This window comes from Micromonospora sp. NPDC020750 (genome assembly GCF_044334565.1).
GTDB lineage: Bacteria > Actinomycetota > Actinomycetes > Mycobacteriales > Micromonosporaceae > Micromonospora.
Genome location: NZ_JBIRTH010000009.1, coordinates 22,710 through 37,061 on the forward strand (window position 1 = coordinate 22,710; position 14,352 = coordinate 37,061).

14 protein-coding genes are annotated in these 14,352 nt (G+C 73.7%); all 14 read right to left on the reverse strand.

What is annotated here, in order from left to right:
- Window positions 1-3: 3 nt before the first annotated feature.
- Window positions 4-1,209, reverse strand: coding sequence for an argininosuccinate synthase (locus ACH4T9_RS25165; RefSeq protein ID WP_396673814.1), 1,206 nt, complete (start codon window positions 1,207-1,209; stop codon window positions 4-6).
- Complete coding sequence (locus ACH4T9_RS25170) at window positions 1,206-1,721, reverse strand: arginine repressor (RefSeq protein WP_396673815.1); 516 nt, start codon at window positions 1,719-1,721, stop codon at window positions 1,206-1,208. Before ACH4T9_RS25170 ends, ACH4T9_RS25165 begins: the two co-directional genes overlap by 4 nt.
- Entirely contained in the window at window positions 1,718-2,644 is a 927-nt protein-coding gene (gene argF / locus ACH4T9_RS25175) for an ornithine carbamoyltransferase (protein WP_396673816.1), read from the reverse strand. The genes ACH4T9_RS25170 and argF overlap by 4 nt, the downstream gene beginning before the upstream one ends.
- The gene (locus ACH4T9_RS25180) at window positions 2,641-3,825 is read right to left on the reverse strand and encodes an acetylornithine transaminase (protein WP_396673817.1); all 1,185 of its coding nucleotides are present in this window, start codon (window positions 3,823-3,825) and stop codon (window positions 2,641-2,643) included. The genes argF and ACH4T9_RS25180 overlap by 4 nt, the downstream gene beginning before the upstream one ends.
- Window positions 3,822-4,817, reverse strand: coding sequence for an acetylglutamate kinase (argB, locus tag ACH4T9_RS25185; protein ID WP_396673818.1), 996 nt, complete (start codon window positions 4,815-4,817; stop codon window positions 3,822-3,824). The genes ACH4T9_RS25180 and argB overlap by 4 nt, the downstream gene beginning before the upstream one ends.
- A 114-nt stretch (window positions 4,818-4,931) precedes the next feature.
- Window positions 4,932-6,104 carry a bifunctional glutamate N-acetyltransferase/amino-acid acetyltransferase ArgJ gene (gene argJ, locus ACH4T9_RS25190; protein ID WP_396673819.1) on the reverse strand — a complete coding sequence of 391 codons (1,173 nt, stop codon included), beginning with the start codon at window positions 6,102-6,104 and terminating at the stop codon, window positions 4,932-4,934.
- A gap of 114 nt (window positions 6,105-6,218) precedes the next feature.
- Entirely contained in the window at window positions 6,219-7,223 is a 1,005-nt protein-coding gene (gene argC / locus ACH4T9_RS25195; RefSeq protein WP_396673820.1) for an N-acetyl-gamma-glutamyl-phosphate reductase, read from the reverse strand.
- Between the two features lie 169 nt (window positions 7,224-7,392).
- Window positions 7,393-9,942, reverse strand: a complete 2,550-nt coding sequence (pheT, locus tag ACH4T9_RS25200; RefSeq protein ID WP_396673821.1) for a phenylalanine--tRNA ligase subunit beta — start codon at window positions 9,940-9,942, stop codon at window positions 7,393-7,395.
- Window positions 9,943-9,981: 39 nt separating this feature from the next.
- Window positions 9,982-11,061: a phenylalanine--tRNA ligase subunit alpha gene (pheS, locus tag ACH4T9_RS25205; protein ID WP_396673822.1), complete on the reverse strand. Its 1,080-nt coding sequence runs from the start codon at window positions 11,059-11,061 to the stop codon at window positions 9,982-9,984.
- Between the two features lie 249 nt (window positions 11,062-11,310).
- Window positions 11,311-12,162: a TrmH family RNA methyltransferase gene (locus ACH4T9_RS25210; RefSeq protein ID WP_396673823.1), complete on the reverse strand. Its 852-nt coding sequence runs from the start codon at window positions 12,160-12,162 to the stop codon at window positions 11,311-11,313.
- Between the two features lie 29 nt (window positions 12,163-12,191).
- Window positions 12,192-12,584 (reverse strand): 50S ribosomal protein L20, encoded by a 393-nt coding sequence (gene rplT / locus ACH4T9_RS25215; RefSeq protein ID WP_396673824.1) that lies wholly within the window; start codon window positions 12,582-12,584, stop codon window positions 12,192-12,194.
- A gap of 32 nt (window positions 12,585-12,616) precedes the next feature.
- On the reverse strand, window positions 12,617-12,811 hold the full coding sequence (gene rpmI / locus ACH4T9_RS25220; protein ID WP_320067918.1) for a 50S ribosomal protein L35: 195 nt from the start codon (window positions 12,809-12,811) through the stop codon (window positions 12,617-12,619).
- 19 nt (window positions 12,812-12,830) lie between these two features.
- Window positions 12,831-13,481 carry a translation initiation factor IF-3 gene (infC, locus tag ACH4T9_RS25225; protein WP_396673825.1) on the reverse strand — a complete coding sequence of 217 codons (651 nt, stop codon included), beginning with the start codon at window positions 13,479-13,481 and terminating at the stop codon, window positions 12,831-12,833.
- A gap of 376 nt (window positions 13,482-13,857) precedes the next feature.
- Entirely contained in the window at window positions 13,858-14,319 is a 462-nt protein-coding gene (locus ACH4T9_RS25230; protein ID WP_396673826.1) for a PH domain-containing protein, read from the reverse strand.
- Window positions 14,320-14,352 lie beyond the last annotated feature (33 nt).

The window sequence follows — 14,352 nt, forward strand, 5'->3', positions numbered from 1 at the left end:
CGGTCAGGAGCCAACCAACCGGGCGTCCCGCGCGGCGGCCATCTTGCTGGGCAGGCCCCACAACTGCACGAAGCCCTTGGCCAGGGACTGGTCGAACGTGTCGCCGGTGTCGTAGGTGGCCATGCCGAAGTCGTACAGGCTGGCCTCGGAGCGCCGGCCGGTGACGGTGGCCCGGCCGCCGTGCAGGGTGAGCCGCACCTCGCCGGAGACCTGCTGCTGGGCGTCGTCGATGAAGGCGTCCAGGGCCTTCTTCAGCGGCGAGAACCAGAGGCCGTCGTAGACCAACTCGCCCCAGCGCTGGTCGACGCCCTTCTTGAACCGAGCCAGGTCCCGCTCGACGGTGACCGCCTCCAGCTCCTGATGGGCGGCGATCAGCGCGATCGCGCCGGGGGCCTCGTACACCTCGCGGCTCTTGATGCCGACCAGGCGGTCCTCGACCATGTCGAGCCGGCCGACGCCCTGCGCGCCCGCCCGCCGGTTCAGCTCCAGGATCGCCTGGTACGGGGTGACGGTCTCGCCGTCGATCGCGACCGGCACGCCGGCGTCGAAGGTGATGACCACCTCGTCGGCGTCGCGCTCCTGCGCCGGGTCCGACGTGTACGAGTACAGGTCCTCGATGGGGGCGTTCCAGATGTCCTCCAGGAAGCCGGTCTCCACGGCCCGGCCCCACAGGTTCTGGTCGATCGAGTACGGCGACTTGGCCGACACGTCGATCGGCAGGCCCTTCTCCTCGGCGAAGGCGATCGCCTTGTCCCGGGTCCAGGCGAAGTCCCGGGCCGGGGCGATGATCTTCAGGTCGGAGGCGAGCGCGGCCAGGCCGACCTCGAAGCGGACCTGGTCGTTGCCCTTGCCGGTGCAGCCGTGCGACACGATGGTGCCGCCGTGCTTGCGGGCCGCGGCCACCAGGTGCTTGACGATCAGCGGCCGGGACAGCGCGGAGACCAGCGGATACCGGTCCATGTAGAGGGCGTTGGCCCGCATCGCCGGCAGGCAGTACTCGGCGGCGAACTCGTCGCGCGCGTCCACCACCTCGGACTCGACGGCCCCGCAGTCCAGGGCGCGCTGCCGGATGGCGTCGAGGTTCTCGCCGCCCTGCCCGACATCCACCGCCACCGCGATGATCTCGGCGCCGGTCTGCTCGGCCAGGTACGGAATCGCGACGGAGGTGTCCAACCCCCCGGAGTACGCAAGGACGACCCGCTCGGTCATGGTGTGTTGCTCCCTTCAACGTTCTCTTCCCGGCGGGACCACGCGGCGAGCTTCTCGCCCAACGCGGCACCGCCGACGACCTCGCGGGCCACGACGAGGATGGTGTCGTCGCCAGCGATGGTGCCGACGACCTCGGGCAGGCCCGCTCGGTCCAACGCGCTGGCCAGGTATTGGGCTGCGCCCGGCGGGGTGCGCAGCACGGCGATGTTGCCGCTGGAGTCGACCTCGTTGAGCAGCTCCCGCAGCAGCCGGATCAGCCGGGCCGGGGCGGCCTCGGCGTCGCGCAGCGGCCGGTGGCCGTCCTCGGGGATGACGTACAGGAGCCGCCCGTCGCCGCCCCGGGCGGTGACCGCGCCCAGCTCCTTCAGGTCCCGCGACAGGGTGGCCTGGGTGACTCCCACGCCGTCGCCGGCGAGCAGGTCGGCCAGCTCCGTCTGCGAGCGGACCGCCTTGTCGCGGATCAGCTCGACGATGCGGGCGTGCCGGGCGGCGCGGGTCAGCGGGGCGGTCATTCCGGGCTCTCCAGCAGGTACGCCAGCAGCGCCTTCTGGGCGTGCAGCCGGTTCTCCGCCTGGTCGAACACCGCGCTCTGCGGGCCGTCGAGCACCTCGTCGGTGATCTCCTCACCCCGGTGCGCGGGCAGGCAGTGCAGCACGATCGCGTCCGGCGCGGCGTGCCCGATCAGTTCCTTGTTGAGCTGGTACGGCAGGAACGGGGTGATCCGGTCCAGCCCGTCGGACTCCTGCCCCATCGAGGTCCAGGTGTCGGTGGCCAGCACGTCGGCGTCCCGGACCGCCTCCACCGGGTCGCGCAGCACCCGCACCGACCCGCCGGTGCCGGCGGCGATCTCCGCCGCCCGGGTGACCACCTCGGGGTCGGGGTCGAACCCGTCCGGCCCGGCGACCCGCACGTGCATCCCGGCGGTCGCCCCGGCCAGCAGGTACGAGTGCGCCATGTTGTTCGCCGCGTCCCCGACGTACGCCAGGGTGCGGCCCCGGGTGTCGCCGAACCGCTCGCGGACGGTGAGCAGGTCGGCCAGGAGCTGGCAGGGGTGGAAGCCGTCGGTGAGGGCGTTGATCACCGGCACGCTCGCCCCGGCGGCGACCTCGGCGATCCGGTCGTCACCGTGGGTGCGCAGCACGATCGCGGCCACGTACCGGGACAGCACCCGGCCGGCGTCGGCGAGGGCCTCACCCCGGCCGAAGTGGGTGACCTGGGTGTCCACCACGAGCGGGTGGCCGCCCAGCTCGGCGATGCCGGCGTCGAACGAGATCCGGGTACGCAGGCTCTGCTTGTCGAACAGCACCGCCACCGACCGCGGGCCGGCCAGCGGCTTGTGGGTGTACCGCTCGGCCTTCATCCGGGCGGCCAGGTCCAGCACGGCCGACTGCCCGGCCGGCGAGAGGTCGTCGTCGCGCAGCAGGTGGCGGGTCATGCGGTGGCCTCCGGGGTGGTGGCGGCGTCGAGGGCGGCGGGCAGGGCGGCCAGGAAGGCGTCGACCTGGTCGGTGGTGAGGACCAGCGGCGGGGCGAGCCGGACCACGCCGGGCTGCACCGGGTTGACCAGGAACCCGGCCTCGCGCAGCGCGGTCGCCAGCGGGCCGGACACGTCGGCGGTGAGCACGATCCCGAGCAGCAGGCCCGCGCCGCGCACCTCGGCCACGAGGGGGTGGCCGAGCGCCTCGACGCCCCGGCGCAGCCGCTCACCGACCCGCTTGACGTGGTCGAGCAGCCCCTCGCTGGCGATGGTCGACACCACCGCGAGGGCGGCGGCGCAGCTCACCGGGTTGCCGCCGAAGGTGGTGCCGTGGGAGCCGGCCCTGAGCAGGTCGGCGGCCCGGCCGAAGGCCAGGCAGGCGCCGATGGGCAGGCCGCCCCCGAGGCCCTTGGCGAGGGTGACGATGTCGGGTTCGACGCCCTCGGCCTGGTGCGCGAACCAGTGCCCGGTGCGGCCGACGCCGGTCTGCACCTCGTCGAGGACCAGCAGTGCGCCGTGCCGGGCGGTGATCCGCCGGGCCTCGGTGAGGTAGCCGGCCGGCGGGACGACGACGCCGTTCTCGCCCTGGATCGGCTCCAGGATGACCATGGCGGTCGCGTCGGTCACCGCCTCGGCGAGGGCCGCCGCGTCGCCGTACGGGACGTGGGTGACATCGCCGGGCAGCGGGCGGAACGGGTCGGCCTTGGCGGGCTGGCCGGTGAGCGCGAGCGCGCCCATGGTCCGGCCGTGGAAGCCACCGACGGTCGCCACGACGTGGGTACGCCCGGTGAGCCGGGACAGCTTGAACGCGGCCTCGTTGGCCTCGGCGCCGGAGTTGGCGAAGAAGACCCGGCCGCGCCGGCCCGCGAGGGCCAGCAGCAGCTCGGCCAGGGCCACCGGCGGCTCGGCGACGAACAGGTTCGACACGTGCCCGAGGGTGGCGACCTGCCGGGACACGGCGGCCACCACGGCCGGGTGGGCGTGGCCGAGCGCGTTGACCGCGATGCCGCCGAGCAGGTCGACGTACTCCCGGCCGGCGTCGTCGACCACGACCGCGCCGGAGCCGGACACCAGCGCGAGCGGCGGGGTGCCGTAGTTGTCCATCAACGACTGCCGCCAGCGGTCCACCAGCGTGCTCATGACGAAACCGAGCCTTTCCTGTTCCCGACTGCGGGGCTCGCAGGCTCACTCCTCGCGCTCACCGAGCCTTTCCTGTTCCCGACTGCGGGGCTCGCAGGCTCACTCCTCGCGCTCACGACCATCGTTCCGAACCCTTCCGAGGTGAAGACCTCAAGCAGCGTGGAGTGGGCGACCCGGCCATCGACTACGTGTGCTGCGGGCACGCCGTGGCGCACCGCCCGCAGGCAGGCCTCCATCTTCGGGACCATCCCCGATTCCAGGGACGGCAGCAGCTCCGCCAGGTCGTCGGTGGTGATCTCGCTGACCAGGCTGTCGGTGTCGGGCCAGTTCGCGTAGAGGCCGGGGACGTCGGTGAGGACGACCAGCTTGCGGGCCTCGAGCGCGATCGCGAGCGCGGCGGCGGCGGTGTCGGCGTTGAGGTTGTGCAGCACCCCGTCGACGTCCGGCGCGACGGTGGAGATCACCGGGATGCGGCCGGCCGCGATCAGGTCGGTCACCGCCGACGGGTCGACCGACTCGACGTCGCCGACCTGGCCGACATCCACCGGCTCCCCGTCGACGTACGCCGGGCGGCGCACGGCGGTGAACAGGCCGGCGTCCTCGCCGGAGAGGCCGACGGCGTACGGGCCGTGCGCGTTGATCAGCCCGACCAGCTCCCGGCCGACCTGGCCGACCAGCACCATCCGCACGACGTCCATCGCCTCGGGGGTGGTGACCCGCAGGCCGCCCCTGAACTCGCTGTCGATGCCGAGCCGACCGAGCATCGCGGAGATCTGCGGCCCGCCGCCGTGCACGACGACCGGCTTGAGGCCGGCGTAGCGCAGGAACACCATGTCGGCGGCGAAGGCCCGCTGGAGGTCGGGGTCGACCATCGCGTTGCCGCCGTACTTGACCACGACGGTGGTGCCGGAGAGGCGAGCCAGCCAGGGCAGCGCCTCGATCAGGGTCTCGGCCTTCGCCTGGGCCCGGGTGAGATCCGCGGTGAGACTCACCGTACCCACCTTCCGATCACGACTGCGGGACTCCGCTGCGCTGCGTTCCTCGCGCTCACGATGCCCACCTTCCGATCACGACTGCGGGACTCCGCTGCGCTGCGTTCCTCGCGCTCACGTCGAGTACGCCGAGTTCTCGTGCACGTAGGCGTGCGACAGGTCGTTGGTCCACACGGTGGCCTCCGCGTCGCCGGCGTGCAGGTCGATCCGGATCGTCACGTCCCGCCCGGTGAGGTCCACCTTGGAGCGGTCCTCGGCGGCGGTGCCGGAGCGGCACACCCAGATCCCGTTCACGGCGACGTCGACGGCGTCCGGCTCGAACGCGGCGGCGGTGGTGCCGACGGCGGCGAGGATCCGGCCCCAGTTCGGGTCGTTGCCGAACAGCGCCGTCTTGACCAGGTTGTTGCGGGCCACCGACCGGCCCACCTCGACCGCGTCGTCCTCGCTCGCGGCGCCGACCACGTCGATGGTGATCTGCTTGGTGGCGCCCTCGGCGTCGGCGATGAGCTGCTGGGCCAGGTCGTGACAGGCGGCGGTGACGGCGGCGGTCAGCTCCGCCGGCGTCGGCTCGATGCCGGACGAGCCGCTGGACAGCAGCAGCACGGTGTCGTTGGTGGACATGCAGCCGTCGGAGTCGATCCGGTCGAAGGTGACCCGGCAGGCGGCGCGCAGCGCGGCGTCGAGCGCCGCCGGCCCGGCCACCGCGTCGGTGGTCAGCACGCAGAGCATCGTCGCCATGGCCGGGGCGAGCATGCCGGCGCCCTTGGCCATGCCGCCGACGGTCCAGCCGCTGCCGGCGGCCACGGTGGTCTTCGGCCGGGTGTCGGTGGTCATGATCGCCTCGGCCGCGGCGGCGCCGCCGCCGCGGGACAGGCCCCGGATCGCCGCCCGCACGCCGGGCAGCAGCTTCGGCATCGGCAGCCGCTCGCCGATCAGGCCGGTGGAGCAGACCGCGACGTCGGCGGCGCCGAGCCGCAGGCGGGGGCTGGCCGAGGTCAGCGCGGCGGCGGTGTGCTCGGCGGTGGCGTGGGTGTCCTGGAAGCCGGCCGGGCCGGTGCAGGCGTTCGCGCCACCGGAGTTCAGCACCACGGCGCGGGCCACGCCGCCGCGGACCACCTGCTGGGTCCACAGCACCGGCGCGGCCTTGACCCGGTTGGCGGTGAAGACGCCGGCGATCCCGGCGTCCGGGCCGTCGTTGACGACCAGGGCGATGTCGCTGGCACCGCTGCCCTTGAGCCCGGCGGCAACCCCGGCGGCCCGAAATCCCTTCGGTGTGGTGACAGTCACTGTGCCAGCCTTTCGTTCGCGACTGCGGGGCTCCGCTCCGCTGCACTCCTCGCGCTCACGGAATCCACCTTTCGTTCGCGACTGCGGGGCTCCGCTCCGCTGCACTCCTCGCGCTCACGGTGCGACCCCCCAGACGGACAGGCCCGTGGTCTCCGGCAGACCGAGCATCAGGTTGGCGCACTGCACGGCCTGGCCGGCCGCGCCCTTGCCGAGGTTGTCGATCGCGCTGACCACGATCACCCGACCGGAGTCGACGTCGACACCCGCCTGGAGGTGGCAGGAGTTCGAGCCGAGGGTGGCGGCGGTGTGCGGCCAGGCCCCCTCGGGCAGCACATGTACGAACGGCGCGTCCGCGTACGCCTCCGCCAGGACCGCGCGAGGGTCGATGCCGGAGCCGGTCGGCACGGCGGTGACCGTGGCGAGGATGCCGCGCGGCATCGGCGCGAGGAGCGGGGTGAAGGAGAGGCTGGTCGCGCCGGTGGCCTGCTTGATCTCCGGCACGTGCTGGTGGGCCCCCACCTTGTACGGCGACAGGTCGCCCATCACCTCGCTGCCGAGCAGGTTCGCCTTGGCGGCCCGGCCCGCGCCGGAGGTGCCGGAGGCGGCGACCACCACCACGTCGGCGGGGTCGACCGCGCCGGCCGCGACAAGCGGGGCGAGCGCGAGCGTGGTGGCCACCGCGTAGCAGCCGGTGTTGGCGACCCGGGTCGCGGTGGCGATCGCGGCGCGCTGGCCGGGCAGTTCGGGCAGGCCGTAGGTCCAGGTCCCGGCGTGCGCACCGCCGTAGTACCGCGTCCAGGCGGCGGCGTCGCGCAGCCGGTGGTCCGCGCCCAGGTCGACCACCCGGACCGTCTCCGGCAGGGCGGCGGCCAGGGCCGCCGACTCGCCGTGCGGCAGGGCCAGGAAGACCAGGTCCGCGTCGGCCAGGGTCGCCGGCTCGGTCGCCGCGAACACCAGGTCCAGCCCGACGAGCTGCGGGTGTACGGCGGTGACCGGCGCGCCCGCCTGGCGGTGCGCGGTGGCGGCGACCAGGTCGAGCTCGGGGTGGCCGGCGACCAGGCGCAGCAACTCGCCCCCGGCGTAACCGCTCGCCCCCGCTACCGCAACTCGGATACCCATTCCCACCTCCGCATGTCTATGCAGAGGAGGCTACCCGGCCCCGGCAGGTGGCTGCAAGGTCATACGGGGCACTGCATGAGCATGTGGGAGTGACGGTCGCCACCCTGCCGTTCACCGCCCCGATCGGTCGAGGGGCCTCTTCCCACGGGAAGAGGCCCCTCGACACACCTCAGGCGCCGCGCAGCGTGGCCCCGAAGCGCTCCGCCGCGCGGGCGACGGCCGCGTCGCGGGCCGCCACCGCCTCCTCGACCGTCAGCGTCCGGTCGGGGGCGCGGAAGGTCAGCTTGTACGCCAGCGACCGGCGCCCCGCGCCGAGCTGCCCGGAGGCGTACACGTCGAACAGCCGGACGCCCTCCAGCAGCTCGCCGGCGCCCTCGACGAGGGCCCGCTGCACCTCGGCGGCGGGCACCCGCTCGTCCACCACCAGCGCCACGTCGATCAGCGCCGGCGGGAAGCCGGAGATCGTCGGGGCCGGGGCGACCGGGGCGGGCGGCAGCGCGTCCAGGTCCAGCTCCATGGCGCTGGTGCGCCGGGGCAGCTCCAGCGCGGCCACCACGGCCGGGTGCAGCTCACCGGCGTGGCCGACGACGGTCCCGTCGACCAGCAGCTCGGCGCAGCGGCCCGGGTGCCAGGGCGAGTGCTCGGCGGCCCGCACCTCGATCCGGTCGGCGGGGATGTCGGCGGCGGCGAGCACCGCCCGGGCGGCCTCGACCGCGTCCGCCCAGCCGGCCGGCCGGCCGGCGCCCCACCAGCCGGCCGGCTCGATGTCACCGGCCAGCGCCACGGCGACGTGCCGGGGCTGATCGGGCACGACCGCGTCGGCGGCGGCGAACTCGGCGGCGGTGGGCCGCCGGTCCACGCCCATCGCGGGCGGGGCGCCGACGCCGGGACGCGGGTGGAAGACCGTGCCGATCTCGTAGACGGCGACGTCGCGGTGGCCCCGGCCGAGGTTGCGCTTGAGGATGCCGAGCAGCGGGCCGAGCAGCATGGTGCGCAGCAGCGGCTCCTCCTCCGACAGCGGGTTGGCCACCCGCACCGCCGGGCGGCGCGGGTCGTCGGCGGGCAGTCCGAGCAGGTCGGCCAGCTCACCGGCGACGAACGGGTGGGCGAGCACCTCGACGTACCCACGCTCGGCGAGCGAGCGGGCCACGGCCCGGTGGCGGCGCTGCTGCCAGGTCAGCCCCCGGCCGGGCGGCGCGGTGGGCAGCACCGACGGGACCCGGTCGTACCCGTCGAGGCGGACCACCTCCTCGACCAGGTCGGCGGGGTCGGTGAGGTCCGGACGCCAGGTCGGCGGGACGACGGTGAGCACGTCGGCACCCCCGGCAGTTGGGACCCCGGCCGCGCCCGGGTCCTCGCCCAGCCGGTCGACGCCCCGGGTGACGCGGCAGCCGACCTGCTCCAGCAGGGACACCACCCGCTCCGGGGAGTAGGCGACCCCGACCCGCCGGCTCGGCAGGTCCGCCGGCAGGGTGACCGGGGTACGCGGCCGGACGTGGTCGAGGTCGAGGATCTCCGCCCCGGGGGTGCCGCCGGCGTGTTCGGTGAGCAGCCGTACCGCCCGCTCGACGGCGACCAGCGCCAGGGCCGGGTCGACGCCCCGCTCCCAGCGCTTCGCCGCCTCGCTGAACAGCTTGTGCCGGCGGGCGGTGCGCCCGACCATCACCGGGTCCCAGTGCGCGGCCTCGAACAGCACGTCGGTGGTGGACGCGAGGACCTCGCTGGTCTCGCCGCCCATCACCGCGGCGAGCGAGATGGGCCCGCTTTCGTCGCAGATCACCATGTCCTCGGCGGTCAGAATGCGGGCCACCCCGTCCAGGGTGGTCAGCTTCTCCCCCGCCCCGGCCCGGCGCACCACCAGCGGCCCGGAGATCCGGTCGGCGTCGAAGGCGTGCATCGGCTGGCCCAGTTCGAGCATCACGTAGTTGGTGACGTCGACCGGCAGCGAGATGCTGCGCACCCCGGCCACCGTGAGCCGCTGTTGCATCCAGCCCGGGGTCGACACGGTCGGGTCGATCCCGCGCACCATCCGGGCGGTGAACCGGTCGCAGCCGACGGTGTCGCGCACCTCGACCGGGTACGCCGGCTCGACCGTCCCGGCCGGGGCGGGCGCCAGGCCCGGATCGCGGAACGGCACGCCGAGGGCGTGCGCCAACTCCCGGGCGATGCCGCGGACGCTCAGGGCGTACCCCCGGTCCGGGGTGATCTCCACCTCGACGACCACGTCGTCGAGCCCGACCACCGGGCGGGCGTCGTCGCCGGGCAGCGCCTTGACGTCCTCGGACAGCACGATGATGCCCGAGTGGTCGTCGCCCAGGCCCAGCTCCTTGGCGGAGCAGATCATGCCGTGGGAGTTGCGCCCGTACGTCTTGCGCGCGCCGATGGCGAATCCGCCGGGCAGCACGCCGCCGGGGAGGATCACCACCACCCGGTCACCGGGGGCGAAGTTACGCGCCCCGCAGACGATCTCCTGCGGCTCACCGGTTCCGTTGGCCGCGCCGACATCGACCCGGCAGAACCGGATCGGCTTCTTGAAGCCGGTGAGTTCCTCGACCTCCAGGACCTTGCCGACGACCAGGGCGCCGGTGACCGTGGCCCGCAGGTCCACGATCGACTCGACCTCGATGCCGAGGTCGACCAACGCCTGCTCCAGGTCCTCGGCGGGCAGGTCGGTCGGGAGGTCGACGCACTCCCGCAGCCAGCTGACAGAGACTCGCATGACTCAGATCACCGTTTCCGTTACTCGTGCCCGCACCGTCTACGCCCCGGCCCCGAACGCGCGGGTGAACCGCACGTCGCCCTCGGCCATGTCCCGCATGTCGCTGACCCCGTGGCGGAACATCACGGTCCGGTCGATGCCCATGCCGAAGGCGAATCCTGAGTAGGCCTCCGGGTCGATCCCGCAGGCGCGCAGCACCCGGGGGTTGACCATGCCGCAGCCGCCCCACTCGACCCAGCGCGGCCCGTCGCGGTGCTCCGGGAACCACACGTCGAACTCGGCGGACGGCTCGGTGAACGGGAAGTAGTGCGGCCGCCAACGGGTCTTCGCGCCCTCGCCGAACATGGCCCGGGCGAAGTGGTCGAGGGTGCCGCGCAGGTGCGCCATGGTGATCCCCTTGTCCACCACCAGGCCCTCGACCTGGTGGAACACGGGGGCGTGGGTGGCGTCCAGCTCGTCGGTGCGGTACACCCGGCCGGGCACCACCACGTAGATCGGCGGCTTACGGGTCAGCATGGTGCGCGCCTGCACCGGTGAGGTGTGGGTGCGCAGCACCAGCCCGGAGCTCTCCGCGCCCGGCGGCGGTGCGATGTGGAAGGTGTCCATCAGACCGCGCGCCGGGTGGTCGGCGAGGATGTTGAGGGCGTCGAAGTTGGTCCATTCCAGCTCGACCTCGGGCCCCTCGGCCACCTCGTAGCCCATCCCGACGAACAGGTCGCTGATCTGCTCCATCAGCGTGCTCAGCGGGTGCCGGGCGCCGCGCGGCCGGCGGTCGAAGGGCAGCGTGACGTCGACCCGCTCGGTGACCAGCACCCGCTCGGCCTGCTCGCGTTCGAGGACCTCGGCGCGGGCGGCGTAGGCGGCCTCGATCGCCCGGCGGGCCTCGTTGACCCGTTTGCCGGCGTCGGACTTCGCGGCCGGCGGCAGCGCGCCGATCTCCCGGCGGGCCAGCGAGACCGGGGACCGGTCACCGAGGTGGGCGGGACGCAGCGCGGTCAGCGCGTCCGGGTCGGCGGCGGCGGCGAACGCCTGCTCGGCGTCGGCCACGGCCCCGGCCAGGGCGTCCGGGGCGAGCAGGGCGACCTGCTTCGGGTCGTACGGATCGTTGCGATAGGTCATGGCGTACGGGCACTCCCTCACGGCGGCACCGGCCCTGCACGGGCGGCGAAGCGAGTCTACGGACGCGCGGCTGTGCCGCAGCCCGCCGGTGGGAGGTCGCGCAGGGGGAAGGGTCAGGCCCGCCGCCCGCCGACACCGGCGGGCTGGGTAAACGAACGCCGTGACGCGTTCATCATGTGGACGACTCCCCTGTGCTGGAACCGCGCCGCCGGCCGGGCACCCGATACCGGGTGCGGACGCGCTCGGGCGTCAGCGCAGTGCTCTCGCTGAAGCGTACAGGCACACGGCGGCAGCCGCAGCCAGGTTCAGGCTCTCGGCGCGCCCGTGCAGCGGCACCCGCACCCGGGCGTCGGCGGCGGCGGCCAGCTCCTCGGGCAGCCCGTGCGCCTCCGAGCCGAACAACCAGGCGGTAGGGGCGGCCAGCCGGCCGGCGTCGGCGAGGTCGTCGAGGTCGCTGTCGCCGTACCCGGTGGTGGCGAGAATCGAGAGCCCGGCGGCGCGCAGCGCGGCGACCACGGCGAGGGGGTCGGGCGCGCGGACCACGTCGACGTGGAAGAGGCTGCCGGCCGAGGCCCGCACGCACTTGCCGTTGTACGGGTCGACCGCGTCGCCGGCGAAGACCACGGCACCGGCTCCGGCGGCGTCGGCGGTGCGCAGCACGGTGCCGGCGTTGCCCGGGTCGCGGATCTGGGCGAGCACCGCGACGAGGCGGGGGCCGGCGGCGAGCGCGTCGTCCAGCGGCACGTCCAGGTGCCGGCAGACGGCGACCAGGCCCTGCGGGGCGACGGTCTCGGTGAGCGCGGCGAGGGCGTCGTCGGTGACCTCGGAGACCGGCACGTCGGCGTGGGCGGCGCGGGCGGCCAGGTCGGCGTACCGGTCGAGGGCTCCCGGGGTGCCGAACAGCTCGACGACGGTGCCGGGGCGGGCGAGGGCCTCCCGGACGGCCTGCGGCCCCTCGGCGAGGAACCGGCCGGCGGCTTCGCGGTCGCGGCGCCGGTGCAACCGGCGGGCGGCGACCACCCTGGGGGTACGTGGGGTGAAGGGCATGGTGTCCGGCTCCGTAGCGCGACCGAGGCGCCCGCCGTGCGTCGTGGACGACACGGGGGGCGCCTCGGCCGGGTGCTGGCGGATCAGGCGGCCTGGGCCGCCGCGCCACCGGTGCCCTCGGCCGCCACGGCGACGCGGGCGATCTCGACGATCGCGGCGAACGCGGTGGCGTCGTTGACGGCCATGTCGGCCAGGATCTTCCGGTCGACCTCGACACCGGCCAGGCGCAGGCCCTGGATCAGCCGGTTGTAGGTCATCCCGTTGGCGCGGGCACCCGCGTTGATCCGGGTGATCCACAGCTGCCGGAAGTCGCCCTTGCGGTCACGACGGTCCCGGTAGGCGTACTGCATCGAGTGCAGCACCTGCTCCTTGGCCTTGCGGTACAGCCGGGAGCGCTGACCGCGGTAGCCGCTCGCGGCCTCCAGCAGGGTACGACGCTTCTTCTGGGCGTTCACAGCCCGCTTGACGCGTGCCATCTCAACTCCTTATTCGGTTCAGGTGGCGCGCGTCAGCGGCCGAGCAGCTTCTTGATGCGCTTGACGTCGGCCTTGGCCACCTCGACGGTGCCGGTCAGCCGGCGGGTGCGGGTGGATGCCTTCTTCTCCAGGAGATGGCGCTTGCCGGCCTGCTCGGTGACGAGCTTGCCCCGGCCGGTCACCTTGACCCGCTTGCCCATGCCCGTGTGGCTCTTCATCTTCGGCATTGAAACGTCTTCTCCCCTGTTACTCGCCGCTGTTGTCGGCGACTGCGCCGGTCTCACCGGCTGGTGCGGTCTCGCCGACTGCCGCGGTCTCACCGGCTGCCGGAGCGGCGAACTCGTCCGCAGCCCGGTCCCGGGGTGCACCGCGGGACGCCGTCGCGGCGACCGCGGAGGCCTTGACGGCCCGGTGCGGAGCGAGAACCATGATCATGTTTCGACCGTCCTGCTTCGGAGCGGCCTCGACGTATCCCAGCTCCGTGATCTCGGACTCGAGCCGGCGCAGGAGCCGGTAGCCCAGCTCCGGGCGGCTCTGCTCGCGACCGCGGAACATGATCGTCACCTTGACCTTGTCGCCGGCCTTGAGGAACCGCACCACGTGACCCTTCTTGGTCTCGTAGTCGTGCGGGTCGATCTTCGGCCGGAGCTTCATCTCCTTGATGACGGTCTGCTGCTGGTTACGCCGCGCTTCGCGCGCCTTGAGTGCGCTCTCGTACTTGAACTTGCCGAAGTCCATGAGCTTGCACACCGGCGGGCGCGCCATCGGCGCAACCTCGACCAGGTCCAGGTCGACGTCCGCAGCCAGCTGAAGGGCGCGCTCCAGCGGGACGATGCCCACCTGCTCACCCTCGGGGCCGACCAGGCGGACCTCACGTGCCCGGATCTGCTCGTTCACGCGTGGTTCGACGCTGATGGGGCCTCCTCGAGTCGAGTCTCCTGCGTGGCCGACTCCGCGGCCCCCAGGGTGGAGGCCGACCCGGAAAGCAGAAGGCCCCGGCATATGCCAGGGCCCGCTCGACCGGTCGGCACGATCACATGATCGCGCATCCGGGCCCGGGGTGTGCCCGGAACCGGTGACCGGACCCGGCCACCGACTGGGGCGACTCGGGTGGGAGCAGGCGCTCCGCTTCAAGACCACCCGCACGTGGAACACGGGGGCAGTCTGGTCGACTCAGCAAGACTACACCCCCACCCGATCCGCTCCCAAACCGGGCGCGCAGCTCAGCCCCCGGGTCGGCCGCCCCTGCGGCCCGGGGCCTGACCTCGGCGGCTCAGCGGGCGGCGAGGGCCGCGAGGTGGGCCTGGTGCAACCGGCGCAGGGCGCGGACCCCCTCGACCGCCAGCTCCTTGTCGGCTGCCTGGAGGGCCACCATCGGCAGCAGGTCGTCGTCGTGCAGCTCCAGGCTCGCCCACGGCGCGCCACGGTCGAAGCGCACCCCCCGGACGACCTCCCAGGGCAGCTCGTACGAGCCGATGACGTTACGCACCCGCACGCCGCGCGTGTCCGCCTCCACCCGGGGCCGGGTGAACAGCAGAATGCCGAGCGCGCCGAAGACGCCCAGGCCGATCATGGCGAGCTGGTCCCCGCGCTGGAAGCTGCCGTAGCCGTTGCCGGTCGCGCCGGTCAGCGAGGTGGCCACCAGGCTGAACACCACCAGCAGGACGGCGGCCGACACCCAGCACACCAGCCGGATCCGGCGGGGCCGCAGGGTAACCGGTTCGGTATCGCTCACCCCACCAGTCTGCCATCCGGCCCGCCGGCCCAC